Source organism: Stenotrophomonas sp. STEN021, assembly GCF_056760175.1.
In genome coordinates this window covers 18,086-40,833 of record NZ_JBRREH010000019.1, presented here as the reverse complement: position 1 = coordinate 40,833, position 22,748 = coordinate 18,086, and the positions used below count along the sequence as shown (strand labels likewise).

The 22,748-nt window shown below is 62.5% G+C and carries 39 protein-coding genes and 1 tRNA gene; 23 read left to right on the top strand and 17 right to left on the bottom strand.

Features of this window, described 5'->3' with window-relative positions; genetic code table 11:
- The first annotated feature begins 70 nt into the window (after positions 1 to 70).
- Positions 71 to 913, top strand: coding sequence for an iron-sulfur cluster carrier protein ApbC (apbC, locus tag ACVOL0_RS06310; protein WP_481548386.1), 843 nt, complete (start codon positions 71 to 73; stop codon positions 911 to 913).
- A 180-nt stretch (positions 914 to 1,093) separates the two neighbouring features.
- Complete coding sequence (dcd, locus tag ACVOL0_RS06305; RefSeq protein ID WP_282266583.1) at positions 1,094 to 1,666, top strand: dCTP deaminase; 573 nt, start codon at positions 1,094 to 1,096, stop codon at positions 1,664 to 1,666.
- 72 nt (positions 1,667 to 1,738) lie between these two features.
- Here dcd and ACVOL0_RS06300 read toward each other — a convergent pair whose 3' ends face one another.
- From ACVOL0_RS06300 to ACVOL0_RS06290, 3 genes are read right to left on the bottom strand one after another with little or no spacing between them, the layout of a single operon-like run.
- Positions 1,739 to 1,906: a LiaI-LiaF-like domain-containing protein gene (locus tag ACVOL0_RS06300; RefSeq protein ID WP_170183049.1), complete on the bottom strand. Its 168-nt coding sequence runs from the start codon at positions 1,904 to 1,906 to the stop codon at positions 1,739 to 1,741.
- A gap of 32 nt (positions 1,907 to 1,938) precedes the next feature.
- Positions 1,939 to 2,361 carry an HIT family protein gene (locus ACVOL0_RS06295; RefSeq protein ID WP_313494466.1) on the bottom strand — a complete coding sequence of 141 codons (423 nt, stop codon included), beginning with the start codon at positions 2,359 to 2,361 and terminating at the stop codon, positions 1,939 to 1,941.
- Positions 2,358 to 3,017 (bottom strand): dienelactone hydrolase family protein, encoded by a 660-nt coding sequence (locus ACVOL0_RS06290; RefSeq protein WP_481548377.1) that lies wholly within the window; start codon positions 3,015 to 3,017, stop codon positions 2,358 to 2,360. The genes ACVOL0_RS06295 and ACVOL0_RS06290 overlap by 4 nt, the downstream gene beginning before the upstream one ends.
- 499 nt (positions 3,018 to 3,516) lie before the next feature.
- On the opposite strand from ACVOL0_RS06290, the gene ACVOL0_RS06285 reads away from it, so the two are divergent.
- Complete coding sequence (locus tag ACVOL0_RS06285; protein ID WP_481548376.1) at positions 3,517 to 3,987, top strand: hypothetical protein; 471 nt, start codon at positions 3,517 to 3,519, stop codon at positions 3,985 to 3,987.
- A gap of 59 nt (positions 3,988 to 4,046) precedes the next feature.
- Here ACVOL0_RS06285 and ACVOL0_RS06280 read toward each other — a convergent pair whose 3' ends face one another.
- The 12 genes from ACVOL0_RS06280 to ACVOL0_RS06225 form a co-directional block, all read right to left on the bottom strand.
- A complete protein-coding gene (locus ACVOL0_RS06280; protein WP_481548375.1) occupies positions 4,047 to 4,286 on the bottom strand; it encodes a hypothetical protein in 240 nt (79 codons plus the stop codon).
- Positions 4,276 to 4,446, bottom strand: a complete 171-nt coding sequence (locus ACVOL0_RS06275) for a hypothetical protein (protein WP_481548374.1) — start codon at positions 4,444 to 4,446, stop codon at positions 4,276 to 4,278. Before ACVOL0_RS06275 ends, ACVOL0_RS06280 begins: the two co-directional genes overlap by 11 nt.
- The gene (locus ACVOL0_RS06270) at positions 4,433 to 5,113 is read right to left on the bottom strand and encodes a hypothetical protein (protein WP_481548373.1); all 681 of its coding nucleotides are present in this window, start codon (positions 5,111 to 5,113) and stop codon (positions 4,433 to 4,435) included. The genes ACVOL0_RS06275 and ACVOL0_RS06270 overlap by 14 nt, the downstream gene beginning before the upstream one ends.
- The gene (locus tag ACVOL0_RS06265) at positions 5,110 to 5,637 is read right to left on the bottom strand and encodes a hypothetical protein (RefSeq protein ID WP_481548372.1); all 528 of its coding nucleotides are present in this window, start codon (positions 5,635 to 5,637) and stop codon (positions 5,110 to 5,112) included. The genes ACVOL0_RS06270 and ACVOL0_RS06265 overlap by 4 nt, the downstream gene beginning before the upstream one ends.
- Positions 5,634 to 6,119, bottom strand: a complete 486-nt coding sequence (locus tag ACVOL0_RS06260; protein WP_481548371.1) for a hypothetical protein — start codon at positions 6,117 to 6,119, stop codon at positions 5,634 to 5,636. Before ACVOL0_RS06260 ends, ACVOL0_RS06265 begins: the two co-directional genes overlap by 4 nt.
- A complete protein-coding gene (locus ACVOL0_RS06255) occupies positions 6,116 to 6,274 on the bottom strand; it encodes a hypothetical protein (RefSeq protein WP_481548370.1) in 159 nt (52 codons plus the stop codon). The genes ACVOL0_RS06260 and ACVOL0_RS06255 overlap by 4 nt, the downstream gene beginning before the upstream one ends.
- Positions 6,271 to 6,660: a hypothetical protein gene (locus ACVOL0_RS06250; RefSeq protein ID WP_481548369.1), complete on the bottom strand. Its 390-nt coding sequence runs from the start codon at positions 6,658 to 6,660 to the stop codon at positions 6,271 to 6,273. The genes ACVOL0_RS06255 and ACVOL0_RS06250 overlap by 4 nt, the downstream gene beginning before the upstream one ends.
- Positions 6,661 to 6,665: 5 nt before the next feature.
- Positions 6,666 to 7,121 (bottom strand): hypothetical protein, encoded by a 456-nt coding sequence (locus ACVOL0_RS06245; protein WP_481548368.1) that lies wholly within the window; start codon positions 7,119 to 7,121, stop codon positions 6,666 to 6,668.
- Positions 7,114 to 7,485: a hypothetical protein gene (locus tag ACVOL0_RS06240; protein WP_481548367.1), complete on the bottom strand. Its 372-nt coding sequence runs from the start codon at positions 7,483 to 7,485 to the stop codon at positions 7,114 to 7,116. Before ACVOL0_RS06240 ends, ACVOL0_RS06245 begins: the two co-directional genes overlap by 8 nt.
- A 379-nt stretch (positions 7,486 to 7,864) precedes the next feature.
- Positions 7,865 to 8,680, bottom strand: a complete 816-nt coding sequence (locus tag ACVOL0_RS06235) for a phage antirepressor KilAC domain-containing protein (RefSeq protein WP_481548366.1) — start codon at positions 8,678 to 8,680, stop codon at positions 7,865 to 7,867.
- 2 nt (positions 8,681 to 8,682) lie between these two features.
- Positions 8,683 to 8,880 (bottom strand): hypothetical protein, encoded by a 198-nt coding sequence (locus tag ACVOL0_RS06230; RefSeq protein ID WP_481548365.1) that lies wholly within the window; start codon positions 8,878 to 8,880, stop codon positions 8,683 to 8,685.
- Positions 8,877 to 9,047, bottom strand: coding sequence for a hypothetical protein (locus tag ACVOL0_RS06225; protein WP_481548364.1), 171 nt, complete (start codon positions 9,045 to 9,047; stop codon positions 8,877 to 8,879). Before ACVOL0_RS06225 ends, ACVOL0_RS06230 begins: the two co-directional genes overlap by 4 nt.
- A 90-nt stretch (positions 9,048 to 9,137) precedes the next feature.
- Here ACVOL0_RS06225 and ACVOL0_RS06220 point away from each other — a divergent pair, with 90 nt between their 5' ends.
- Positions 9,138 to 9,596, top strand: coding sequence for an Arc family DNA-binding protein (locus tag ACVOL0_RS06220; RefSeq protein WP_481548363.1), 459 nt, complete (start codon positions 9,138 to 9,140; stop codon positions 9,594 to 9,596).
- A 5-nt stretch (positions 9,597 to 9,601) separates the two neighbouring features.
- Here the strand turns inward: ACVOL0_RS06220 and ACVOL0_RS06215 are convergent, their stop codons facing one another.
- Both ACVOL0_RS06215 and ACVOL0_RS06210 read right to left on the bottom strand, forming a co-directional pair.
- Complete coding sequence (locus tag ACVOL0_RS06215) at positions 9,602 to 9,769, bottom strand: hypothetical protein (RefSeq protein WP_481548362.1); 168 nt, start codon at positions 9,767 to 9,769, stop codon at positions 9,602 to 9,604.
- A gap of 114 nt (positions 9,770 to 9,883) precedes the next feature.
- Positions 9,884 to 10,558 carry a helix-turn-helix domain-containing protein gene (locus ACVOL0_RS06210; protein ID WP_481548361.1) on the bottom strand — a complete coding sequence of 225 codons (675 nt, stop codon included), beginning with the start codon at positions 10,556 to 10,558 and terminating at the stop codon, positions 9,884 to 9,886.
- Between the two features lie 101 nt (positions 10,559 to 10,659).
- Between ACVOL0_RS06210 and ACVOL0_RS06205 the strand changes: the two genes are divergently transcribed.
- The 19 genes from ACVOL0_RS06205 (at position 10,660) to ACVOL0_RS06115 (ending at position 22,723) form a co-directional block, all read left to right on the top strand.
- Positions 10,660 to 10,908, top strand: a complete 249-nt coding sequence (locus ACVOL0_RS06205; RefSeq protein ID WP_481548360.1) for a helix-turn-helix domain-containing protein — start codon at positions 10,660 to 10,662, stop codon at positions 10,906 to 10,908.
- A gap of 205 nt (positions 10,909 to 11,113) precedes the next feature.
- Entirely contained in the window at positions 11,114 to 11,416 is a 303-nt protein-coding gene (locus tag ACVOL0_RS06200) for a hypothetical protein (protein ID WP_481548359.1), read from the top strand.
- Positions 11,417 to 12,262, top strand: a complete 846-nt coding sequence (locus tag ACVOL0_RS06195; protein WP_481548358.1) for a hypothetical protein — start codon at positions 11,417 to 11,419, stop codon at positions 12,260 to 12,262.
- Entirely contained in the window at positions 12,259 to 13,722 is a 1,464-nt protein-coding gene (locus tag ACVOL0_RS06190; protein ID WP_481548357.1) for a replicative DNA helicase, read from the top strand. The genes ACVOL0_RS06195 and ACVOL0_RS06190 overlap by 4 nt, the downstream gene beginning before the upstream one ends.
- Entirely contained in the window at positions 13,715 to 14,032 is a 318-nt protein-coding gene (locus tag ACVOL0_RS06185) for a hypothetical protein (RefSeq protein ID WP_481548356.1), read from the top strand. Before ACVOL0_RS06190 ends, ACVOL0_RS06185 begins: the two co-directional genes overlap by 8 nt.
- Positions 14,022 to 14,540 carry a hypothetical protein gene (locus ACVOL0_RS06180; RefSeq protein WP_481548355.1) on the top strand — a complete coding sequence of 173 codons (519 nt, stop codon included), beginning with the start codon at positions 14,022 to 14,024 and terminating at the stop codon, positions 14,538 to 14,540. Before ACVOL0_RS06185 ends, ACVOL0_RS06180 begins: the two co-directional genes overlap by 11 nt.
- Positions 14,541 to 14,630: 90 nt before the next feature.
- A tRNA-Met gene (locus tag ACVOL0_RS06175) sits at positions 14,631 to 14,709 on the top strand.
- A 118-nt stretch (positions 14,710 to 14,827) separates the two neighbouring features.
- Entirely contained in the window at positions 14,828 to 15,037 is a 210-nt protein-coding gene (locus tag ACVOL0_RS06170; protein ID WP_481548354.1) for a hypothetical protein, read from the top strand.
- Complete coding sequence (locus ACVOL0_RS06165; RefSeq protein WP_481548353.1) at positions 15,034 to 15,498, top strand: lysozyme; 465 nt, start codon at positions 15,034 to 15,036, stop codon at positions 15,496 to 15,498. The genes ACVOL0_RS06170 and ACVOL0_RS06165 overlap by 4 nt, the downstream gene beginning before the upstream one ends.
- Positions 15,495 to 15,959, top strand: a complete 465-nt coding sequence (locus ACVOL0_RS06160) for a lysis system i-spanin subunit Rz (RefSeq protein WP_481548352.1) — start codon at positions 15,495 to 15,497, stop codon at positions 15,957 to 15,959. Before ACVOL0_RS06165 ends, ACVOL0_RS06160 begins: the two co-directional genes overlap by 4 nt.
- Positions 15,959 to 16,414: a terminase small subunit-like protein gene (locus tag ACVOL0_RS06155; protein ID WP_481548351.1), complete on the top strand. Its 456-nt coding sequence runs from the start codon at positions 15,959 to 15,961 to the stop codon at positions 16,412 to 16,414. The genes ACVOL0_RS06160 and ACVOL0_RS06155 overlap by 1 nt, the downstream gene beginning before the upstream one ends.
- Positions 16,386 to 17,885 carry a hypothetical protein gene (locus ACVOL0_RS06150; RefSeq protein ID WP_481548350.1) on the top strand — a complete coding sequence of 500 codons (1,500 nt, stop codon included), beginning with the start codon at positions 16,386 to 16,388 and terminating at the stop codon, positions 17,883 to 17,885. The genes ACVOL0_RS06155 and ACVOL0_RS06150 overlap by 29 nt, the downstream gene beginning before the upstream one ends.
- Before the next feature lie 5 nt (positions 17,886 to 17,890).
- On the top strand, positions 17,891 to 18,091 hold the full coding sequence (locus ACVOL0_RS06145; protein ID WP_481548349.1) for a hypothetical protein: 201 nt from the start codon (positions 17,891 to 17,893) through the stop codon (positions 18,089 to 18,091).
- Between the two features lie 2 nt (positions 18,092 to 18,093).
- On the top strand, positions 18,094 to 19,812 hold the full coding sequence (locus ACVOL0_RS06140) for a portal protein (RefSeq protein ID WP_481548348.1): 1,719 nt from the start codon (positions 18,094 to 18,096) through the stop codon (positions 19,810 to 19,812).
- Positions 19,809 to 20,168, top strand: a complete 360-nt coding sequence (locus ACVOL0_RS06135; RefSeq protein ID WP_481548347.1) for a hypothetical protein — start codon at positions 19,809 to 19,811, stop codon at positions 20,166 to 20,168. Before ACVOL0_RS06140 ends, ACVOL0_RS06135 begins: the two co-directional genes overlap by 4 nt.
- The gene (locus tag ACVOL0_RS06130) at positions 20,161 to 20,832 is read left to right on the top strand and encodes a hypothetical protein (RefSeq protein ID WP_481548346.1); all 672 of its coding nucleotides are present in this window, start codon (positions 20,161 to 20,163) and stop codon (positions 20,830 to 20,832) included. Before ACVOL0_RS06135 ends, ACVOL0_RS06130 begins: the two co-directional genes overlap by 8 nt.
- Positions 20,833 to 20,896: 64 nt before the next feature.
- The gene (locus ACVOL0_RS06125; RefSeq protein WP_481548345.1) at positions 20,897 to 21,898 is read left to right on the top strand and encodes a major capsid protein; all 1,002 of its coding nucleotides are present in this window, start codon (positions 20,897 to 20,899) and stop codon (positions 21,896 to 21,898) included.
- Between the two features lie 70 nt (positions 21,899 to 21,968).
- Positions 21,969 to 22,403, top strand: a complete 435-nt coding sequence (locus ACVOL0_RS06120) for a Bbp16 family capsid cement protein (RefSeq protein ID WP_481548344.1) — start codon at positions 21,969 to 21,971, stop codon at positions 22,401 to 22,403.
- The gene (locus ACVOL0_RS06115) at positions 22,400 to 22,723 is read left to right on the top strand and encodes a hypothetical protein (protein WP_481548343.1); all 324 of its coding nucleotides are present in this window, start codon (positions 22,400 to 22,402) and stop codon (positions 22,721 to 22,723) included. The genes ACVOL0_RS06120 and ACVOL0_RS06115 overlap by 4 nt, the downstream gene beginning before the upstream one ends.
- Positions 22,724 to 22,748 lie beyond the last annotated feature (25 nt).

Genomic DNA, 22,748 nt, shown 5'->3' with positions numbered 1-22,748 from the left:
CCTGGGTGACCGCTTGACGCTATAGTTCCGCCCTGATCTGCGAAGCACGAGGAAGACGGTGGGCGGTTCGATCACATTGGGCGGTGCCCACAAAGTGCAGAAGGGGCTGTCGCCTCATCCGCGTATCCGCAATGTCATTGCGGTTGGCTCGGGCAAAGGTGGGGTGGGCAAGTCCACCACGGCGGTGAATCTGGCCCTGGCGCTGAAAGCGCTGGGCGCCAAGGTCGGTGTGCTGGATGCCGATATCTACGGCCCCAGCGTGCCGGCCATGCTCGCTTTGAGCGGCCGCCCGGAGAGCCCGGACAACAAGTCCATCGAGCCGCTGCGGGCGTTCGGGGTCGAGGCCATGTCGATCGGCTTCCTGATCGAGCCCGACTCCCCGATGATCTGGCGTGGGCCGATGGCCACTTCCGCGCTGACCCAGCTGTTCAACGACACGCTGTGGGGCGACCTGGATTTCCTGCTGATCGATCTGCCGCCGGGGACCGGTGACATCCAGCTGACGCTGTCGCAGAAGATCCCGGTGGCTGGCGCGGTGATCGTTACCACGCCGCAGGACATCGCCACGCTGGATGCGCGCAAGGCATTGAATATGTTCGAAAAGGTTGAGGTTCCTGTGCTCGGCATCATCGAGAACATGGCCGTGCATACCTGTAGCAACTGTGGCCACGTCGAGCATCTGTTCGGCGAGGGCGGCGGCCAGCGCATGGCCGAGCAGTACGGGGTGCCGTTGCTGGGCTCGCTGCCGCTGGATATCGGTATCCGTGAGCAGGGCGATGTGGGCGCGCCTATCGTGGTCGCGCTGCCCGAGTCGGCGGCGGCCAAGGCCTATATGGCGGCGGCACAACGGATGGCGGAGGAACTGGCCAAGCGTCCGCGTGCCAGCATTCCGATCCTGTCCTCGTTGATCTGAGCCGGATGACAGCTAGAGCTGTTCATGGGAAAGGCCCGTTCTGCGGGCCTTTCTCATATAGATTGAATGTACGGAAGTTGCCGGCGGGCGATTGCTTGCCGGTCCCTGGCCGGCTCTAGGCTAGAATCGACCACCCCCGGCCGCAGGCATGCTGCGGCACAACGTGAACAGGATCATTGAATGAGCATCAAGAGCGACCGTTGGATCCGCCAAATGTCCGAACAGCACGGCATGATCGCGCCGTACGAAGCCGGCCAGGTCAAGCAGGTGGACGGCCAGCGCATCGTCAGCTACGGCACCTCCAGCTATGGCTACGATGTGCGTTGCTCGCGTGAGTTCAAGGTGTTCACCAATATCAACTCGACCATTGTCGACCCCAAGCACTTCGACCCGAAGAGCTTTGTCGACATTGAGGCCGATGAGTGCATCATCCCGCCGAATTCGTTCGCGCTGGCGCGCACGGTGGAGTTCTTCCGCATTCCGCGTGACACGCTGGTCGTGTGCCTGGGCAAGAGCACCTATGCGCGCTGCGGCATCATCGTCAACGTCACCCCGCTGGAGCCGGAGTGGGAAGGCCATGTGACGCTGGAGTTCTCCAACACCACGCCGCTGCCGGCGCGTATCTATGCCAACGAGGGCGTGGCGCAGATGCTGTTCTTCCAGGCCGACAAGGACGACATCTGTGAGACCTCGTACAAGGATCGTGGCGGCAAGTACCAGGGCCAGACCGGCGTTACCCTGCCGCGCACCTGAGTGCGGCCTGGGCTGAAAAGAAAAAGGCGCCGTCAGGCGCCTTTTTCTTTATGCAGGATCCGGCGGAGCGGCTTATTTGCCGCGCCCAAACAACATGCCGATGCCGACGGCTACCAGGATGGCTGGCCACCAGGTGGCCAGCATGGTGCCGATGTTGCCGTTGATCCAGCCGAGGTTCTTGGCCAGGAAGAACAGGCCAACGATGATCAGGATCAGGGCGGCGATCAGATTGGAGCGCATCGGCTTGCGGAGTCCGTAAAGGGGGAAGGTGCTTATCGTAGCCGTTGGCGCCAGATTTCGACACGTTGGGCCAGCACCTCCGGATCGAAACGCTGTGCCTTGCCGCTGCCCCAGACCGGGCCCGGCCACGCGGCGTCGTTCTCGTTGCGGCCGATCAGATGTACGTGCAGCTGGCGCACGATATTGCCGAGCGCACCGATGTTGATCTTGCTGACATTGGGCTTGTGCTTGAGGTGCTGGGAGATCTGGTTGATCTCGGCCAGCAGCAGGCGTTGCTGGGCACCGTCCAGGTCGATCCACTCGCTGGCATTGGGCACACGCGGTACCAGCACGACCCAGGGGAAGCGGTCGTCGTTCATCAAGCGGATCTGCGACAGGGGGCCATCGGCAATCAATACGCTGTCGGCGGCAAGGCGGGTATCAAGTACGAAATCGGACGTCACAGCTTCGGTCATCGCAGGTTCTCGCTGAAGAAGGCCAAGGTGCGTTCGCGCGCCAGGTCGGCGCTGGCTGGGTGGTAGTGCATGCCGACCTCGCGGTTGAAGGCGTGGTCGGCTGGATAGACATATACAGGCAAGTCGGGTTGCTTTTCACGGTGCGCTGCAACGGCGGCGGCCGGGATCGAGGCATCCTGGTCGCCAAAGTGGAAGATCGCCGGGGCTTTGAACGCTGTATCCAGGAACGGCACGTTGCGCGCGCCGTAGTAGCTGGCCGAGGGCAGGCCCAGCCGTTGCGCGGCCAACATGGCGATGGTTCCGCCCCAGCAATAGCCGACCGTGCCGACCTTGCCATAGGGCGCCAGCACAGCAGCGGCGGCTTCGACCACGGTTACCGCGCGGTCCACGCCCAGCTCGTCGACCAGCGCCTTGCCGCGGCTGACGCCGGCCGCGTCATAGTCCAGCTGCAGGTCCGGTTCGATCAGGTCGAAGAAGGAGGGCGCCAGCACCGCATAGCCCTGCGCGGCGTACTGCTCGGCGACATGGCGGATATGCGCATTGGCGCCGAAGATTTCCTGTATCACCACCAGGCCGGCGCGTGGGCTGCCCGAGGGTAGGGCCTGCCAGGCGCGGACAGGGCCGAGTGGGGTGGGGAGGGTGATCCAGTTGGGCATGGGGGAGACTCCGGATTGATATGGTGAATGGCGGTGTTCCTTCTCCCGCCTGCGGGAGAAGGTGCTCCGAAGGAGCGGATGAGGGGAGCTTTTGGAGCGGGGGCTGCTCGCTAGAAGCCTCCCCTCACCCCAACCCCCGCTCCGCGCCCCGGCCCTTGCGCTGGCGCAAGGGCGTTCAACAGGGCACGAAGCGGTGGTTCGTAAGCGCCCCTCTTTCACCCCGCAAGCGGGAGAGGGGCTCAAGCAAGGCATCGCCGCGATGGGATTGATTATCAACCCCTGCGCCTATTAAGCCAGCCGCAGGGCGGCGCGCCTTCGGCCCGGTATACTGCCCGGCTTTCCGGCCCTGCTGCCATTCCGGCCCGGCCCCAGGATTTCCAGATCATGTCCCAGCTGAACCCCAAAGTCGGCTTCGTCAGCCTTGGCTGCCCGAGAGATTGCGAAAATATACTTCTGCCGCGTTAGAATCCTGACTTCCAACACATAGAGCGAGGCAGGGATGCAGCCACTGAATCCTGGAAATTTGATTGAACCCATTTGCGAATGGATGGGCGCGGCGCGCCTTGAAAAGGGCTCGCGGGTTGCGGTTGAAGAGGTGATCAAAGGCCTCGGGCCGGTTAAGGAAAAGTATCCCCGGCAAGCGGTCGAGGCCGCGCTGACCGCCTTGGTCAATGATGGCGTGCTCACGATTTTAGGCGGGAAGCACACGCTGACAGAACTTGGCGAGCTGACCCTCTATCCGGGCTCAGACGAAGACAATGTTCTCGCTGTCGCGCACGATATTGAAAACTACATGCTGAGGAACGATCCGGAAAATACGTTCTTACTGCCGACTTATGTTGCAGAGGTCCGCCAACGCCTCAACCCCAGGCAAGCAGCGGCCGACGTTGTAAACCAAGCGGTCCAAGTGCTTGTCAACGAACGCTACTGGACGCGTACCGGCCACGGAACCTATAAGCTTTCCGAGTAGCGCAGCTGCGTAGATGTGGCTGCAATAAAGAGCCCAGCTGGTTGGCTGGGCTCTTTGGGTCACGGTCCGGGCTGTTTGAGGACACGTAGGTGCCCCGAGCCCATCAGGAAGTTCCGGTAGGACTGGATTGATGCTTCGTAGGCTGCTGCTGCAACTTCCTGGCCAGCAGCCAGCACTCCGCCAGAACAGTCCAACACGGCCAGCTGCGCAGGCCTTCCATCGGCGGTGGTGACGCTCAGGCCTTCGTGGCTGGTCGCCGCGAAGATGACCGCCGGCACCGGTGATTCGTTATCGGCCATTCGGGCTCCCTCCATATTGCTGTCGTCCGTCCTTCCAGACGCCGGTTTCGTTGTAGCGGATGTGCTGGTACTTGCCGGTCAGACGGTGCCGGCGCTCGACGGGCCAGCCCATCCAGTTGCGGGCGGTGATCTGCCAGAGCAGGCGGTCAATGGAGGACACGGGGAGCACCCTCATGCAGTTCTGGCTTAGCCGGTTCATCAATGTCCGGGTTCGCGATCCTGAGGGGCGGGGGAATGCGCTTCATCGTGCCGTCGCTGAGCAGTCGATATCGGGGGGCGAACTCGAACATGCCACCAACGCCAAAAGTCACCTGATGCGCTGCCTGCTGCATCAACGGATCACTAGACAGTTTGTGCGCGAAATGGAAGTGTGCCGCCTTGAACAGCGGGGTATCGTTCCAGTCCTTGTTCCGTTGTTCGACGGAGTTTTCGGCGGCATGCACGAATGCCACCTCCAGCAGCCCGGCTTGCGGATCGATTTCTGACCGGTCAGCTGGATTCACGTTCAGGAGGTCCATCAAGAGCTGCTGGGGAAGCACGCGACTGATCGCGGTGGACGCATCCCAGATCAAGCCGCCCGCCCGTGCCAACTCCTCGCGCAACGGCGTGATCAGATCCTCCCTGCAGGCCACCTCGCGGTCGATAGATTCGGCAAGCGCCATCTCCGCAGGAGAACCAAGGTTCCGCAGAAGGCGGGCATGCCTGCGGGAACTGCGGTTCGCGTCCCAGTGATCTTCCAGGGCATTCACGAGTTGCCTGCAATACCGGCGCAAATGCACGATCGCGTTCATGCAGACGCGTTTGGCAGTGGGGTCGTAGTAGTTCATCGTTCGTTCTCCAACTTCTTCCAACTCGGGTCCGTGAGCCCGTCGTGGTAATGGGGTAGGGCGACCTTGCCGAGGTGCGGGCATTCCACGATCAGGAACACGCCACCGGCGCGGCGCTCACGGGTCACGGTGATTGCCTCCGGTTGGTAGTCGTTCTCCATGCTGCGGAACAGGTAGTGCCCGGGCGAAGTTGGGGCCGCTTTTATCCACCTCCGGCCTTCTCGCCGTGGCGACACATGTGCGAAATCCTGAAGGAAGTTTTCAGCAGTGAACCCGTCGTGGGCATAGATACGCGCCGAAATCTCCTCGGGGGTGGTGGCAAGCGGCGCCGTGAAGTAGCTGTAGTGCTGCCCGAAGTCGTTGGTGAAGTTCCGCTCCAAGTGATCGGCATGCGCCCGCCAGTAGCCCTCTCGCTCAGGGTGCAATGAGCAGTTCATCAGGCACTGGAAAATGGCAGACGCAGTGGCGCGGGCCAGCGAGCCGCGCTCCTCTACGGCGTAGCGACTGGAAAGGGGCCGACTCATGCGGCGTCTCCGGCGCGAACCACGTCGAGATTCCGGATGTCGGCCGCGATCTTCTGCGCTTGCTCGCGGAACACGAAGTCAATGTCTACTGGGACACTGTTTCCAGATCGAACCCATGCGCACACCTCAGCGGCCGCTGTCAGCAGTTTGGCGTGCGCCAGTTCAGCCTGTCGGCGCGCCTTGATGAGCTGCCATTCCCTGTCTGCGAAATCGTCGCGCTGGCGCTCTAGCACCAGCATGCGGCGACGCAACGACTCAGCGTCCGCCAGCGCAGCATCGCGTTGTGCCTCAAGCTGTTGGCGAACCTCCTGCAGCCGACCCTTCTCGATCTGTAGAACCTCCCGCTCTGCCGTCAGGCAATCGACGGCGGACTGGCTGTAAACCGGATAGGCGTTGTTCCAGCTGTGCTGTCTCGCTTGCGACTCTGTGTCGAAGGCGCGGCCATCATCACTGAGCCACTTCGTAGGCGTGGGATCGCTCACGACTTCACCTCCTCAACGTAGGCCGCAACGTAATGGACGTGGGTGAGGTTGAAGAGCCAGGCGACGACTTGCGCCTGCCACTTTCGGCTGTAGGTGCCGTATTCGTCATCCGGGATGCCGACCATCGTGCTGGTGATCATCACGCGGTACTTCATGCGGTCATCTCCGGGCGCCGCTGCAGGCTGTTCTCCCAACCAGCAATGCGCGGGGCGTTGTAGTCGCGGTAGGCCAATGTGCCGCCGTCCACGACATCCCAACCCATCAGGTTCCCGCCGAAGGAATCCTCGATGTAGGGTTCCTTGCCGAAGCCGTGCCAGCGCCCGTCGCTGTCCATGGCGATGAAGTTCACCCAAGCAGGGAGCTCGGACCATGCCGGCAAGTTGGCGATCGGCTGCCTCATGTCCTGCATCGCCTGCAGCGCATCAGCGGCGCGGTCGATCAACTCGGCTGTGATCATCGCTTCCGAGATCCGGCCCTGCCCAGGTGTGCGGCGGAGTGTTGCTGCGGCCGAGCGCAGCTCGGTGATGATGTCTATGCTCATCTCGATCACCTGCTCGCCGTGTGGCTCTGAATGTACTCACCCAGGACACTTCCAAACCCGTATGCGATCCCTTTCATGGACTCTGGATCGTTTCCGCTCGTGCGTGCCCACTCGATCATTGCCGAAAGGATGCAGCCGAGCTGCCCCGGCACGACGCTTCCATCCGGGTTACGCAAGGCGTCGATCATTTCGAACGCGTGAGCGCGGCCGTGAGTCCAGTGAGCGTGGCAGTAGTCGGTTTTTGCTGGTACTACATCCCACCAGCAGACCATGATGCTGGAATTGTTCAATTCGGGCCGTGGCGGTCCAATCCGCGTGAAGGGAAGTTCAGATGCGCAAGCGGCTGCGCGCGAATGGACATACCACTTTCCGGGAGCGATCAGTCTTTCATCAGAAAAAGCGCTCTTTGCGTTGCGCTTCGCGCTCACTTTCTTTGCTGCACTGGGAGCCAACTTAGACATTCACCTTCTCCTTCGAAGCGCGCGAAGCCAACCCGCCGATGTTTTCGCGAATGCGGCCTAGTTCGTCCTCCGTGCGCTCAATGAGGCAGCACAGCGCCAAAAACAGACGATCATGCTCGTCGTCTTTGAGTAGCGGGTAGGTCAGGCCCTCCGGGTCATCCGCTAGATCAATGCGTGCCAAGAAGTCGCGGTGAAGCACCCCCGCAATTGCACGCGCGCTCTTGGAAGCCCTGTCGGCCAACTTGAGTGGGTACCTCAGATCAGGGCAAAGCGGGTTGTTGATCCACGCGGAGTCCAGCCAGTGATCGGTATTGGCGAGCGTTGGAGTTGGGGCTGCGGGAGGCGTTACACTCTTGGTCGCCATGTGATTACTCCTAATTCTTGGTCGAAGACGGAACTACTTGGCACGACGGCTGGGGCGTTGGCGCGCCCTGGCCGTCACTGTTTTTGGTGGAGCGGAAGTTCTTCTCGCGATCGATGCTCAGCGAGCGGGGAGCGAAGATGGACAGAACGGCGTGGCCAACGTCGGTTTTGGTCAGGCGGACGCTGATATCCGGGCCGACGTGGATCGTTTCTCCGAGCGACATCCGCAGCGATACGGAGCCAGGGATAGGTGAGGGCGGGCGTCCGTTAGGGGTTTTCCTGCACATAGCTCACTGGTTCCTTGATGTTTATTTGGGCAACAGTTGCCCACCATGCAAACGTGGGAGTTCGCATGCGTTCGGTTTGGCGGGTTGAAAAACTTAGTGCCGTAGCAGCGGCGGAGGCTGTCTGGTGAAGACCGGCCCGGAGGTCGCTTTGTTGGCCGCGAACTCCTTGTGCAAGCGCGCCAAGCCTTTACCGGTGACCATCGTCGTGATTGAGCGGGTTTCGCCCTTTTCGGGATGGGTCCACGTCTTGCTGTACTTCAGGTCGAGCAATCCAGCCTCGATCTTTTCCTGGTAAGGCTCGTTGTGGCGATTGAGCCAGTGGTTCTCACGCATCCAGCGGCAGAGGCGGTTCCGACCCGTACCAAGGATCTTCGCTGCTTCACCCAGCTCCAGAAGCTGATCGCTCTGCACTACCTGATCGTGGAACTCGACCTTCGGTGCTTGGGCAGCAACTTCGTGGGACAGCGCAGTGGCTTGGGCCTCGGCTACCGTCTTGGCGCGGTACTGCTCGGCCCATGCAATCGCAGCTGTGGCCGGATCGGTGAAGTCAGGTAGGGTGGGGTGGGCCAAACGCTCCTCCAGCGAGGTCATGTGGTCGTACACCACCGCCTGGAGGTCGTAGCTGTAGCTCATCGCCATGAGGACGGATTCCCGCTTGGGGAAGCGGTAGCCCTTGCGCGGCCTGCCGTAGGCGTCGGGGAGATCGGCCAAAAATTCGGCCGATCTCTCGCCAAGGACTTCCAGCACCTTGTCCAGGAAGTGTTTGTGCTGCAGCTCGGCGAATCCCTTGGAAGGGAAGGGCTGGCCGGCCTGGGCCGCCTGCTCGCGGCGGAAGTCGTTGATGAAGTCCACCAGCTCCAGGCTGGTCATGGTGACGGCGCTCGGTGTGATTGCGATCTGATGGCTCATGCTCAATTCGTCCGATTGAAGGTACCGGGATTGATGCCCGAACTTTCGGATTTGAAATCCAGAAGTCCAAACTCCCCCATGTCGGCGAGGTGCTTTCTGGCCAGCTTGATGACGCTGGCATGGTCGCTTTCGGTTCCCTCGGCAATTGCGAGGGTGTTGGTGACGGCGCTGTCGCCGTCCAGAGTTACGAGGGTGCTCATGAGACGGGGTCCTTGAGGCCCAGGGCCTGTTTCAGCAGATGATTGATGGTCCAGTTGAGGCTGCGTTCCAGCTCGTCGGCTTTCGCCTGAGCTCGCTCGCGCACCACTGAGTCCATTCGCAGGCCGAACGGATTGGTGTCACTGGTTTTGGTTTTGCGGTCTTTCATGTCGTCTCCGTTGGACTGGCGGCTACATGGTGTAATTAGTTACATCATGTAGCCATGGTGTCAAGTGGTTTTTAGCTTCATCATGTAGCTATGGCGAAAAAGACCGAAACGCGGCCAGCTACAGCTGCAATCAATCCCTTTGGACTGCGCATGCAGCCAGAGCTTCGCGCGCAGCTCGAAGAAGCCGCGAGCAACGCCGGCCGCTCGTTGAACGCCGAGATCACGGCTCGACTGGAAGCTAGCTTTCGAAGAAGTTTTGACGACGCTCAAGTGGCGGCTGCAGCCAATGCACTGGAACGGGATGGCGCCAGCGCAAAAATGCGTGCTGCCCTCACGAGTCACGTTTTGACGAAATGGCTTGATTTGGGGCTGGAGAACGTGGCTGAGGCCATTCCCGAGGGCGCGCTGGAGACCGTCCGAACCGCCGCCAGGGACACGATTGACGCCTACAGTGGCGTGCAATGGGGGGATGGCACTATCGCCGACTTGCTCCGTGCAGCGCCTGAAGCGCCCATTGCAAGCACGTCGTCCGCTAAACGGAAGCGCTGACCCGCTCATTCAAAGCCTCCAGCAATCTGCAGGAGGCGAAGCGGCAGGAAGAAGGTTGCGGCAGCTGCCAGGACGATCCAGCCAGTGCGCAGGATCGCGGCGTACGTTGAACTATCCGAGAAGGACTGGCCTTGGGTCGTTGCGACTTGGCCGGGTTGTGCCTGCTGTTCCATCTTCCTGCCCCTGCGCTGTGGGTCAGCGCGATGGGGCTAGATTAGGAGTTGTGAATCAATATTGCAATGGCAATGTAAATTTCCGTTGCCTAATTTATTGAACGGTTCAGGAACTCAGGCTATTTGCTTGGCGCTGTACTGCACTACTGCCTTGCCCGCGATGTGCAGGTCGTCCGGCGCAATGTACGGAGGGAAGAGGGGGTTGGCGCTCACGATGTACACACCATCCGACCGACGCTGCAGTCCTTTGATCTGAGCTTCCCCAGCCACGCTGATCACATAGATGGCATCACCGTCGTAGTAGGTGATTGCCGTATCGACCATGACCACGTCGCCATTGTTGATGACGGGCGCCATTGACGGGCCGCGACCAGTGATGAGTTTCAGTCGGCCAGGCTTCGGCAGGAAGCCGAGGCGTTGGCGGATGTCCCACTCCGCGTAGTCCATGCTACGAATAACCTCTGGAGAATCCTCATTCACCACTCCAGCGCCCATGCCAGCCCCTCCATCCAGTAGGTCGATGCGAAGGTACCCATGAGGTGTCTCACGTGGCGAGAGTGGGGCGGAATCAGCGGTGTCGTCTACCGACCCTTCGCCGGTGGCAAGCCACGCAGTCGAGACGCCGAGCGCGCGCGCCGTCTTTACCAGGATGTCGCTGCGTATGGTTTGCGACCGCCCGCTGAGCCAGCCGTTGACGCTCGGAGCCGAAACGCCGGCAGCCTTTGACAGTTCCAGTTGAGTGAGATTCGCTCGCTGCATCGCGAGGCGCAGCCGTGATGCGAGGTCCATGATTAGGCCTAGTTAACTATTTAGCGGATGTTACGCAGGAAAGACTTGCTTTGTAAATTAGGAGGTGTAATTTATTGGTGCACCTAAAACGGAATGAGGCGATGGATAACCAAAGAGCGGCATCAACGCTCATCGATGCGTTGGGAGGGACGGGTGAGGTCGCGCGCACTTGCATGGTCAGTGAGCCGTCCGTGAGTCAGTGGCGCAAGCGGGGGATTCCCCATTCGTGGCTGATGTTCTTCCGGGAAAAATACCCGGAGCGGTTCGACAGCGACGGCCGGGTCATCGCCTTTGGTGCGGACGTAGGCAGCTCGGAAGTAGGAAAGGCAGTAGCGCTGGGATCGAACTGATCACCACGCAGTAGTTCAAGGATTCACGTCCGAAGGATCGGGCGGTAGGGGCATCAAGGACGGCGACCACGCAATGCACGGTTACTCGGGGTGCATGGGCGTCTGGCGCAACGCGGGTCGCAATAGCGATCCATTCGTCAGATACGACGAAGCCCCGGCTGTCTTGGCTGACAGGTGCCGAGGCTTCGTTGAGACCGAGGCCACTATGCCATCCAACGAAACCCCAAGCAACAACCCCGCGGTCGCCGCTACAGAGTTGGTGCGCGCTGAGCACATCAGCGGCGTGGTGTTTGCCATCTTCATCGACCCGGAGCATCCCGGCTTCGAATACGACCCGAGCATCCGATGTGCGCAGCAGGCGGTGGAAATTGCTCATCACGTCGCCGATAAGCGGTGGATTACAGACCAGCACCTACAGCAGTTCATCGCGCTGATGCGAGCTGAGTTCGGAGAAGCATTTCCTGTAGAGGCGCTACAGGCCGATCTGAAGAAAGGCAGGGGGCAGTAAATGGCTGCGCCTTGGATCAAATTTGACACCACGACCCCGGACAAGCCGGAGGTGGTGAAGATCGCCGCACTCCTGAAAATCGACCAGGACGCGGTTGTGGGTAAGCTGCTGCGACTGTGGTCGTGGGTCGATGCAAACAGCGTGGACGGTAACGCTATGAGCGTTACATCAGCGTTTATCGATCGTGTCACTTTTTGCGCTGGGTTCGCCGATGCAATGCGAACGGTTGGCTGGCTGGCCGGTAGTGACGAAAACCTGTCGGTTCCGAACTTCGAGCGCCACAACGGAAAAACCGCGAAGGGACGGGCACTTACATCAAGGCGCGTCAACGAGTCACGGGAACGTAACGCCGCGAACGTGGCGAATGTAACGCAAGTACCGTTACAGAATGCGTTACCAGAGATAGAGGAAGAGATAGAGATAGAAGAAGAGCAAGAGCAAGATCAAAAGCAATCCACTGTCGTGGATTTGTCCACAGCAGCCGGCGATGCCGGTGCTGGTGACGGCGACCTGCTTGGAAAAATCCCGAAGCAGCAGGGCAAGTCCGTCTGTCCGCACATGGACATCATCGCGCTGTACCACGAGATCCTGCCGGAGCTGCGCGCCGTGCGAACGTGGGAGGACGATCGCCAGCGGCTGCTGCGCTCTCGCTGGAACAGCTCCCCGGACAGGCAGAGCCTCGACTGGTGGCGAACCTACTTCACGCAGATCCGCGAGATGCCGTGGTTGATGGGCCAGCGAACTGGTCGTGATGGCAACACGTTCCAGTGCACGCTGGAGTGGCTGGTCCGACCCAAGAACTTCGCCAAGGTCATCGAGGGGAACTACCTGGAGCTCGGTCGATGAGCCGCGACTACGACGAGAGTGCTGGGCCGTTCAGTCACGACGCCGAGGTGGCCGTTCTCACGGGCCTGATGCTGTTCAACGAGGAACTGGCCAACGTGCAGGATTGGCTGGCCGCTGGTGACTTCCACTCGAAAGATCACGGGGTGATCTATGGTGCGATCGTGGATCTCATCGCTGCAGGTAAGCCCGCTGATGGCGTGACGGTTGGCGAGTGGGCGCAAGCCCAAGGGGGCGAGGAAGGTCGCCATCTCAACCAGTTGGCGCTACAGCTGGCCGCGATGGGCTACACCCGGGCGAATGTCGTCTCCTACGCGGAGATCATCGTGGAGCACTCGCGCATGCGTCGGCTCATCGATACGTGCCAGCGCGCGTTGAAAGCGGCACAAGGTGGCCGAGGGCATTCCGCCGAGCATCTGGCATCGCACTTGGCCAACCAGATGGCCGACATCGCACCGGTGCGTGCAGTAGGCCTGCGCCCGTATCGCGACGTGATGAAGCGATTCTCCGACCAGCTGCAGGACCGGCACTACAACGGCGTCAAGATCGGACTGCCGACCCCTTGGGCGGACATCAACAAAGCCATTGGCGGACTGCGGGATGGCCAGGTGGTTGTTCTGGCCGCGAGGTCGAACATGGGCAAGTCGTTGATGGGCTTTCAGCAGGCGAGGTTTACGGGCCTGCGTGGCGATCAAGTCGCTGTGTTCTCGATGGAGATGGTGGATACCGAGGTCGCTGCCCGCGACGTTGCTGCGCTAGGTGAAGTGCCACTGAGGTGGATCACCGGACAGGACGAAGAGGCCGCCGCATCAGACGTGGAGACGTATTGGCGCAAGTCCACCGAGGCCATCCGCAGCATGATGGGTGCAGAGATTCTGCTGGACGATGACCCGCAACTGAGTGCTCCACAGATTGTCGCCAGATCCAAGCGAGCTCACGCGCGCAAGCCGCTGCGCTTGGTGGTGGTGGATCACCTTCACGAGATGTCGTTGCCCGGCAAGCAGGACGAAGCGCTGGAGCGCGGGCAGGCACTGCGCGACCTAAAGGGCTTGGCCAAGTATCTGAAGTGCCCGGTTCTGGTGCTAGCCCAGCTCAATCGAGCGGGCGCGCGGGGCGAACGCCCCAAGGTGACTGACATCCGCGGCTCCGGCGGCATCGAGGAAGTGGCCGACGTGATCCTGTTCGTTCACCGGCCCGAGGTCTACAAGGCTGATGACAGCCCGGGCGTGGTGGAGGTGATTGTCGGCAAGGGGCGAAACATCAAGACCGGCACGGTGGTGCGGCTGCGCAACCGCTACGAGTATCAGCGCGCCGATGACATGGATGGCACGCAGGAGCTGCTGCAGGAGCTGAAACCGGCCCCGTCGCAGCAGGTCGAGCTCGCCCCGCGGATAGGCGGGAAGCCTCGCGCACCTCGCAGCGGCCGAGCTGGCCCAGTAATTGGAGTGAATGATGATGACTGAAGAACCAGTTTCCACCGCGACCATGGCCGACAGGCCTGCAAAGCCCATCGACATGGTGACGGCCGGCGGCTTGCTGCAGCGTGTGTCTCCGCCACTCGATGCAGTGGATGCCCTGCTCACGTTGGCCGGCATGCTTGATCGCGAGGCGGCCAGCTACCAACGCTTTGCCAGCCACACTGGGCGATCGACCAGCGTTGAGGCCATCAGGCGCTGTGCATCCATCGCTCGCCAGTTTGCTCGGCAGGTCGAGCGCCGATCGACGCAGGTGGTGGTTGAGCCGCGGAACAAGGCGGTGCCGAATGAAGCGTGAGGATCTGGATGACCTGCTACGCCTTTGGGGCTACTACTACGGGCCGCGGCGGGCTGAACTTGAAGCCGGCGCGGGGTTGTATGGGCAGTCCACCCTGGCAGATTTGGGCAGGCCGAAGATCATCCGCCAGATTGCCAGCATGGATCGTGCGGGTGTGGCCAGGCGCAGGCTACTGGGAAAGGAGGCCGGCCTCCTGGATGAGAACGGGTCGGCGCGTGTGGTCCCGGGCTGGGCTGTTGAGACGGTGCGGTGTTCGGAGACCAGGAGCGGTGCAGCGAAAATCCTGGCGCCAGACTTCAGCGTGCCGCCTGAGGCGATGCGGGTGGAGCGCTCGGTGTCCCTGCTCGGTCGGGCGGAAATGGGCCTGGCGCGTATCGTCAGGGCAGAGTTCTGCAGCTTCGGGCCGCAGAAGGACAAGGCCGAGCGTTTTGGCATTGAGCGCAGAGCATATCGAGAGCGGCTGGCCGAGGCGAAGGGGTGGATTCGTCGCGATCTCTGCAGCGTTTGACCCGGTGTCATCGGGGGTGTAGATTTCCCGCTAAGTTGCAACAGTTGTGACTTCCACGGCTCGCCCTCACAGGCGGGCCGTTTCTGTTTCTGCGGGCGTAGGCCAGAGGTCCAGGCTGCCGGGCTCATAACCCGGAGATCCGCCGGTTCGAATCCGGCCCCCGCAACCATCCATGCCCGTCAACCCTTACCGAACCAATCATCGAGCCTGTCGGGCTGCGGTGACGGGCACCTATTCGACACCACCGGGAGAGCGCTATGACGCACCGGAGCATTCAGGGGATTCACATGCGCGACGAGATCATCGGCAGCGTGGGCAGTGCTGTGGCAAAGGCAGCACCTCCGGTAGCTGTCGCTGGATCCGTCGTTGCCGGCGCCAGCCTGGACCGGATCGTGCTGGTGCTGACGGCCATCTACCTGGTCGGGCAGATCAGCTACCTGGGCTGGAAGTGGTTCCGGGAGTGGCGGCAGGCCCGGCGCAGCGAGGTCGCCGAATGAAGGGCAAGGTCATTGGCGGCAGCGCTCTGGCGGTGATCGCGCTGGCAGCTGGCGCGCTGGTCAAGCCCTGGGAGGGCTATTCGCCCACCCCGTACATCGACATGGTTGGCGTGGCCACCTACTGCTACGGCGACACCAGTAGGCCGGACAAGGCCAGCTACACCGAGCAGGAATGCGCTGAGCGGCTCAACAGCCGCCTTGGCAGCTACCTGACCGGGGTGAGCCAGTGCATCAACGTGCCGATGCGCGAGCGTGAGTGGGCCGCGGTGCTGAGCTGGACCTACAACGTCGGCGTCGGCGCTGCCTGTCGCTCAACCCTGGTGCGCAAGATCAACGCCGGCCAGCCTGCATCGGCCTGGTGCCCCGAGTTGGATAAGTGGGTCTATGCCGGCGGAAAGCGCGTGCAGGGCCTGATCAACCGCCGCGCCGCTGAGCGCGCTATCTGTGAGGGAAGGCAGTGATCGCCCGCGCGCACATCCTTGCCGGCATCGGCCTGTTCCTCGCTGGGTGCCTGGTTGGCCGGGAGTGGCGCGACCGCTCCGCTGATCTGGCAGAGAGCCGGCAGGAGGCCAAGGCCCTTACCAGCCAGGTCGAGGCAGTGCAGGGCGCCCGGACCATCGAGCAGTCCCAAGGCCAGGCACTGGCCACCATCGGAGCCAAGCATGAAGAAGACCGGGAAGCGGCCGAGGCCGTCCCTGCTGCTGTTGTTGCTGACCTGCGTGCTGGCAATGTCCGCCTGCGGCAAGAGTGGGCCGGCTGTGAGACCCGACTACTGTCCCAAGCCGTCGCCAGCACCGTCGAACGTGATGCGCTCGCCGCAAGCAGAGAAGAGGCTGCGGGCCGAATTGTTCGAATCGGCCGAGACGCCGACAACCAGCTCGCAGCCTGCCAAGCCGTGATCAAGGCTGACAGGGGTCTGTAATGGCAAGGCCGAGTAAGTACAGCCAGCAGTTGGTGGACGCGATCTGTGAGCAGCTGATTGATGGCAAGAGCCTGCGCACCATTTGTTCCACGGCGAAGATGCCGGGACGTTCCACGGTATTGCGTTGGTTGGCTGAGAACGAAGCATTCCGGGGCCAATACGCACGCGCACGCGAGCTGCAGGCCGACACGCTGGCAGAAGAGATCCTCGACATCGCCGACAAGGCGGTGCTGGGCGAGCGCCTGAAGAAGGACGGAAAGGGCAAGGTACTGGAGCGCACCACCGGCGACATGGTCGAGCGTTCCAGGCTGCAGATCGATGCGCGCAAGTGGTACGCCGGCAAGCTGCAGCCCAAGAAGTACGGTGAGCGTGTGGCGCTGGACCATGGCGTGCAGGACAACCTGGCCGATCAGTTGAGGGCCGCCCGTGAGCGCGCAGCTGGCCGCGAGTCCTGAGCAGCAGCTGGTTGAGGCCATTGCCTCCTTCCAGAGCGACCCGCTGGGGTATGTGCTGTTCAACTTCCCATGGGGCGAGAAGGGCGGGCCGCTTGAAGGCAAGGCGCTGCGGAAGTGGCAGCGTCGGCAGTTGGAGAAGATCGGCGTCAAGCTGAAGGCCGGTGCCGCTGATGCCGGCGAGGTGATCCGCCAGGCTGTCGGCTCCGGTCACGGCATCGGCAAGTCCGCGCTGGTGGCCATGCTGATCAAGTGGGCCTTCGACACGTTCGAGGACACGCGCGGCGTCGTCACGGCCAACACCGACAACCAGCTGCGCACCAAGACGTGGGCCGAACTGTCGAAGTGGCACGCGATGAGCCTGACCAAGGACTGGGCCACGTTGACCGCTACGGCGCTGATCAGCTCGGCGCCGGGCCATGACAAGACGTGGCGCATTGACGCAGTGCCTTGGTCCCAGAACAACACTGAGGCGTTTGCAGGCCTGCACAACGAGGGTCGGCGCATCCTGCTGGTGTTCGATGAGGCATCGGCCATTGCCGACAAAGTGTGGGAAGTGGCTGAGGGTGCACTGACCGACAAGGGTACCGAGATCATCTGGGCCGCGTTCGGGAACACCACCCGCAACACCGGCCGCTTCCGCGAGTGCTTCCGCCGGTTCAAGGCCAGCTGGGACACCGAGCAGATCGACAGCCGCACCGTTGAGGGTGTGAATCTGGTCGAGACAGCGCGCATGGTTCGCGACTACGGCGAGGACAGCGACGTGGTGAAGGTCCGCATACGCGGCCTGTTCCCATCGATGTCGGCTCGGCAGTACATCGCCGAGGCAGACGTTGTCGCAGCCTACGGGCGCCACCTGCGGCCAGAGCAGTACAGCTGGGCACCCAAGATCCTTACGCTGGACCCGGCTTGGGAAGGCGACGACGAGCTGGTGATCGGCTTGCGGCAGGGCCTGTACTTCCGGGTGCTGAAGACGCTGCCGAAGAATGACAACGACGTGCACGTAGCCACGATCCTCGCCCAGTTGGAGGACGAGCATCAGGCCGATGCGGTGTTCGTGGATGGCGGTTATGGCACGGGCATCGTGTCCGTTGGCCGCACCTGGAACCGCGACTGGCGGCTTGTGTGGTTCTCGGGTGAGTCCAGCGATCCGGGCTGCCTGAACAAGCGCGCTCAGATGTGGAAGGAGGCGCGCGACTGGCTCAAGGAAGGCGGCGCCATCCCGGAAGACCCAACGCTGCGCGACGAACTGCAGGCGCCCGAGACGGTGCCGCGCTTGGACGGCAAGGTGCAGATCGAATCCAAGAAGGACATGAAGCGCCGTGGCCTGCCCAGTCCCAACCGGGCCGACTCGCTGGTGCTGTCCTTCGCCTACCCGGTGATGGCAAAGCCCCGATTCCCCGATGGCACCCCAGTGGTGCCGCGCGACGACAACGACGCCCAGGCGGGCGAGCCCTACAACCCGTTGAGGTGATGCAGATGTGTACAAGTACCCCGAAGGTCAAGCCGGTGGCCGCAGCGCCGCAGGTCGGGCCCGAATCGATCGATGATGCCGCGCTCAACGAGCGCGACCGGGAGAGGCAGCGTCAGCGTCTGCGCCGTGGCCGTGCGTCGACCATCTTGGCCGGAGACACCGCCGCCACCCCTACCGCGCCCGTCAAGACGGCACTGGGAGCCTAAGCGTGGCTATCGATCGGCTGGAGCTGCTGAAGCACTGCAAGTATCGCGCCACAGCAATGAAGGAGGCGCAGTCCGAATGGAAGGGCGACTGGCAGCAGGCGTCCGAATACATCGACCCGACTCGTGGCCGCTTCAGCGACAAGCAGGGCAGGCCGATCAAGCGCAGCCGCGCCAAGATCATCAACAGCAAGGCCACCGAGGTCCTGCGCGTGATGGCGGCCGGCATGATGTCGCACATGACGAGCAAGGCTCGGCCATGGTTCAAGGCTGGCATTGCCAACTCGCAGCAGGCAGAGCTGTTCGGCGTGCGCGTCTGGCTGGATGCGATTTCCCAGCTGCTCCGCGACACCCTGGCCGGAAGCAACTTCTACAAGGCCATGCCGGTTGTCTACACCGAGGACGGCCTGTTCGGCACGGCGCCAATGCTGGTGCTGGAAGACAGCAAGGACGTGGTGCGGTTCTACCCGCTGACCTGCGGCACCTATGCCGTGGGCCTGGACGACGATCAGCGTGTTGACTCTCTGTGGCGCCAGTACAGCCGCACTGCGCGCCAGTTGGAGAAGCGCTACGGTCGTGATCGGCTACCGCGCACCGTCCAGAACGCGCTGGATCGCGGCGGCGATGAGAAGTTCTGGCTGCAGTCGCTGATCGAGCCGAACCCGGATGCAAAGCCTGGCATGGGTCCGCTCGGCATTCAGGCGCCGCACCTGCGCGCCTACCGCGAGGTGGTGTGGATCGATGCCGGCACGGACGACGGAACCGGCGTGCTGGACATTGGTGGGCACTACGAAGCCCCGTTTGTTGTTGCGCGTTGGAACCCAGTGGCTGAGGACATCTATTCCACCAGCCCTGCGGTGGACACGCTGGGCGACATCAAGCAGCTGCAGTACCTGGAAGGTGAGAAGCTCCGGATCATGGAGCAGCTCTCCGACCCGACGCTGGCGGTGCCGGAGACTCTCCGCGCCCGCGGCGGTGCCAAGCTCCGCAAAGGTGCGCACATCTACCTGCCGCCCGATGAGGCGCGAGGGGCTGAGGTCCGGCCGGTATACACGCCTGATGCCCGATCGTTGGCGCAGATCCGCGAGGAAATCGCAACGATCGAGGCCCGCATTGAGCGGGCTTTCTTCTATCAGCTGTTCCTGATGATGGAATCGCTGGGCGATCAGACTGGGCGCACCGCAACCGAGATTGCCGAGCGTCGCGAAGAGAAGGCGGCGGTGCTTGGGCCGACACTGGAATCGATCACCGATGAGGTGCTTGACCCGGTGATCATCCGCGTGTTCCGCCTGCTGGAGCGGGCAGGGCGAATCCCGGATCTGCCCGAGGCATTGGCTGGTACGCCGCTGCAGATCGAGTACACGTCCATCCTTGCCCAGGCTGCGAAGGCCAATGGCGTCAGCACGATCGAGCGTGTGGTTCAGTTCGCTGCGATGGTTGCTCAAGCCACTGGCAACCCTGCAGTGCTGGACAAGCTCGATGGCGACCAGTCTGTGGACGAGTACAGCAACGCGGTCGGCGGGCCGGCTTCGATCATCAACAGTGATGACAAGGTGGCCAAGGTCCGCGCTGACCGCGCCCAGCAGCAACAGATGCAGCAGATGGCCGCCATGGCGCAGCCGTTGAAGGATGGCGCGCAGGCGATCAAGACGGCCAGCGAGGCGGTCCCGGCGGAAGGCTCGGCAGCTGAGGCGCTGATGCAGGCAATGGGTGGCGGTCAATGAGCCGCGACCTGTTCCGTTCCGAGCAGGAGCTGGAAGACCAGCGCCGGCACGAATCACTGGCCAGGCTTCAGCACCAGCAGCTTGTCGAGGATGTCCGCGGCGTTCTGGACGATCCGCGGATGCGCCGGCTGCTGTGGCAGTTCGTGCAGGCAATGGGGTTGGATGCCTCGCCATACCGCGTTGAGCCAACGGACACCGCTCGCGCCATCGGCAGGCAGGAAGCGGCGCAGTGGTGGTTGAACGCCATTCGCGATAACTGCCCTGAGCGCGAGGCACAGATGCGTGCCGAGGCCAACAAATCACTGAAGCAGCTGCTTGCGCAGCTCCGAGCCAACGAGGAAGCAGAAGATGAGTGAATCCAATACGGTCGATGCTGGCAACGCTGGCGGGACCACCGAAACCACCAACACCGCGACGCAGCAGGAAGCCGGGGCAAAGCCGACGGTAACCGAGGGCCAGGGTGGCGGGGAAGCTTCGGGCGCACCGCAGGGCGAAGGCGAGGGTGGCAGTAACGCCAATCCCAAGCCGGAAGGCCAGCAGAGCGCACCGGAGCAATACGAGGCGTTCAAGGTGCCGGAGGGCTTCGCGCTCGAAGGCGACCGCCTCAAGACTGCCGGCGAGTTCTTCAAGACCAATGGCTGGACGCAGGAGCAGGCCCAGCAGGCCGTCGACCTGTACAGCCAGATGGCCGGGCAGGACGCGGCGGCGCTGCAACAGGCGATGGAAGACAAGCGCGTCGAGCAGGTTGCGCAGTGGGGCGAGCAGACGAAACAGCAGCTCGGCGACAAGTACGACGAGACGGTCAGCCTTGCCACCACTGCGGTAAAGGCCATCAACGATCCCGAGTTGACCAAGGCATTCAATGAGCTGGGCCTTGGCAATCACCCGGCGATGGTCAATGCCTTTGCCTTCTTCGGCCGCGTCATGCGCGACAGCTCGATGGATGGGCTGGGCGGCGGCACCAGTACCGGCAACCAGGCCACCGACCACGCAAGCGTGCTGTACGGCAACAACGCCTGATTCACCACCACCCCGAAACCCACGGCCACCGCAAGGTGGCTTTTTCATTTCTGGAGATTGAAATATGTCGACCGTAGGCAATACCTACCTGACCCTTGCGGACGTGTTCAAGCGCACCGACGCCAACAAGCAGATCGCCGCTGTCATCGAGCTGTTGGCTCAGACCAACCCGATCCTGCAGGACATGATCGTCAAGGAGTGCAACGACGGCACTTCCCACCTCACCACCGTGCGCACCGGCATCCCCGAGGCCACGTGGCGCATGCTGTACCAAGGCGTTCAGCCCACCAAGTCCACCACCGCGCAGGTGCGTGACGCCACCGGCTTCGCTGAAGCGTGGAGCGAGATCGACCAGAAGCTCTACGAGCTGACCCAGGACAAGGCCGGTCTGCGCCTGTCCGAAGCATCTGCGTTCCTCGAAGGCCTCAACCAGACCTGGGCTCGCGCCTTGTTCTATGGCGACCAGGCCACCACGCCGCAGATGTTCACGGGCCTGACGCCGCGCTTCAACAAGAAGGCGACCAGTGGATCCGGCAACCAGATCGTGGACGCTGGCGGCACCGGTTCGGACAACACCTCGATCTGGTTCGTAGTGTGGGGCGAGAACACCGTGCACGGCCTGTACCCGAAGGGCAGCACCGCGGGCATTTCCCGCTACGACAAGGGTTCGCAGACGAAGACCCTGACCGATGGTTCGGTGTACGACGTGATGCGCGAGAAGTTCCAGCTGGATGCTGGCTTGTCGGTGCGCGATTACCGCTACGTGTCGCGCATCGCAAACATCGATGTCTCTGATGCGCAGGCGGGCACCGTGAAGCTGTACGACTTCATGCGCAAGGCTTTCTACAAGCTGCACCAGCGCAAGGTCACCGGTGGCAAGGCAGCCATCTACCTCAACAATGACATGCTGGAAGTCCTGGACACGCTGGCTACCAACGGCGGCACCACCGACAACTTCGTGCGCCTGACCCGCAAGGAGATCGAGGGCGAGGAAGTGCTGGCCTATCGCGGTATCCCGCTGCGCGAGTCGGATGCGCTGCTGAACACCGAAGCCCGCGTGGTCTGACCGACCGCACCAACCCTTGGCAGTGGGCTTCGGCCCGCTCGCCGTTAAGTCATTCCAGGAGCACATCACCATGATCCTTGATCTACAGAACCTGTTCTCGAACGCACAGGCAGTGCTGGCGAGCGCAGCATCCACCAACGTGATCGACCTCGGCGCCACTGGCACTGTCGTCGGAGAAGGCGCCCCCATCAAGCGCGACATCGGTCCAGGCATTCCGGTTCCGCTGCGTGTCCAGGTGGTCGAAGCCTTCAACAACGCCACCAGCCTGCAGGTCGAACTGCAGGTGTCGGCTACCGAGAACTTCGCTTCGCCCACGACCGTCGGTTCGCAGACCCTGCCGCTTGCCAGCCTGGCCGCCGGCGCCGTGTTCGGCGGTCTGTACTTCGTGCCGCGCGGCGTCAACCAGCGTTATGCCCGCCTGAACTACACCCTGGTTGGCACGGCTCCGACCACGGGCAAGATCACCGCGGGCATCGTTGCCGGCCACCAGGAGAACAACCTGTGACCGGCCTTCGCGTGCGCGCGACCCGGCGCGGATTCTTTGGGCAGCAGCGCGAACCCGGCGACGAGTTCGAGATCGACAGCGACAAGCAGATGGGCTCCTGGATGGAGAAGGTCGGTGACCAGGCCGTGGCCGAGAAGTCGGCGCCACCGGTTGACCAATTCCTGGCTCGCAACGCTGATCTGATCAAGGCGGATCTGCCCGGCCTGGCGGTTGAGCAGCTGGCTGCCTATCGCGAACTGGAAGCCTCGGCCGAAAAGCCCCGCAAGGGTGTCATCGAGGCAATCGACCAGGCCGTGGCCGAGAAGTCGGCAAACGCCTAACCGGCAACCACAGAGGCCACCTTCA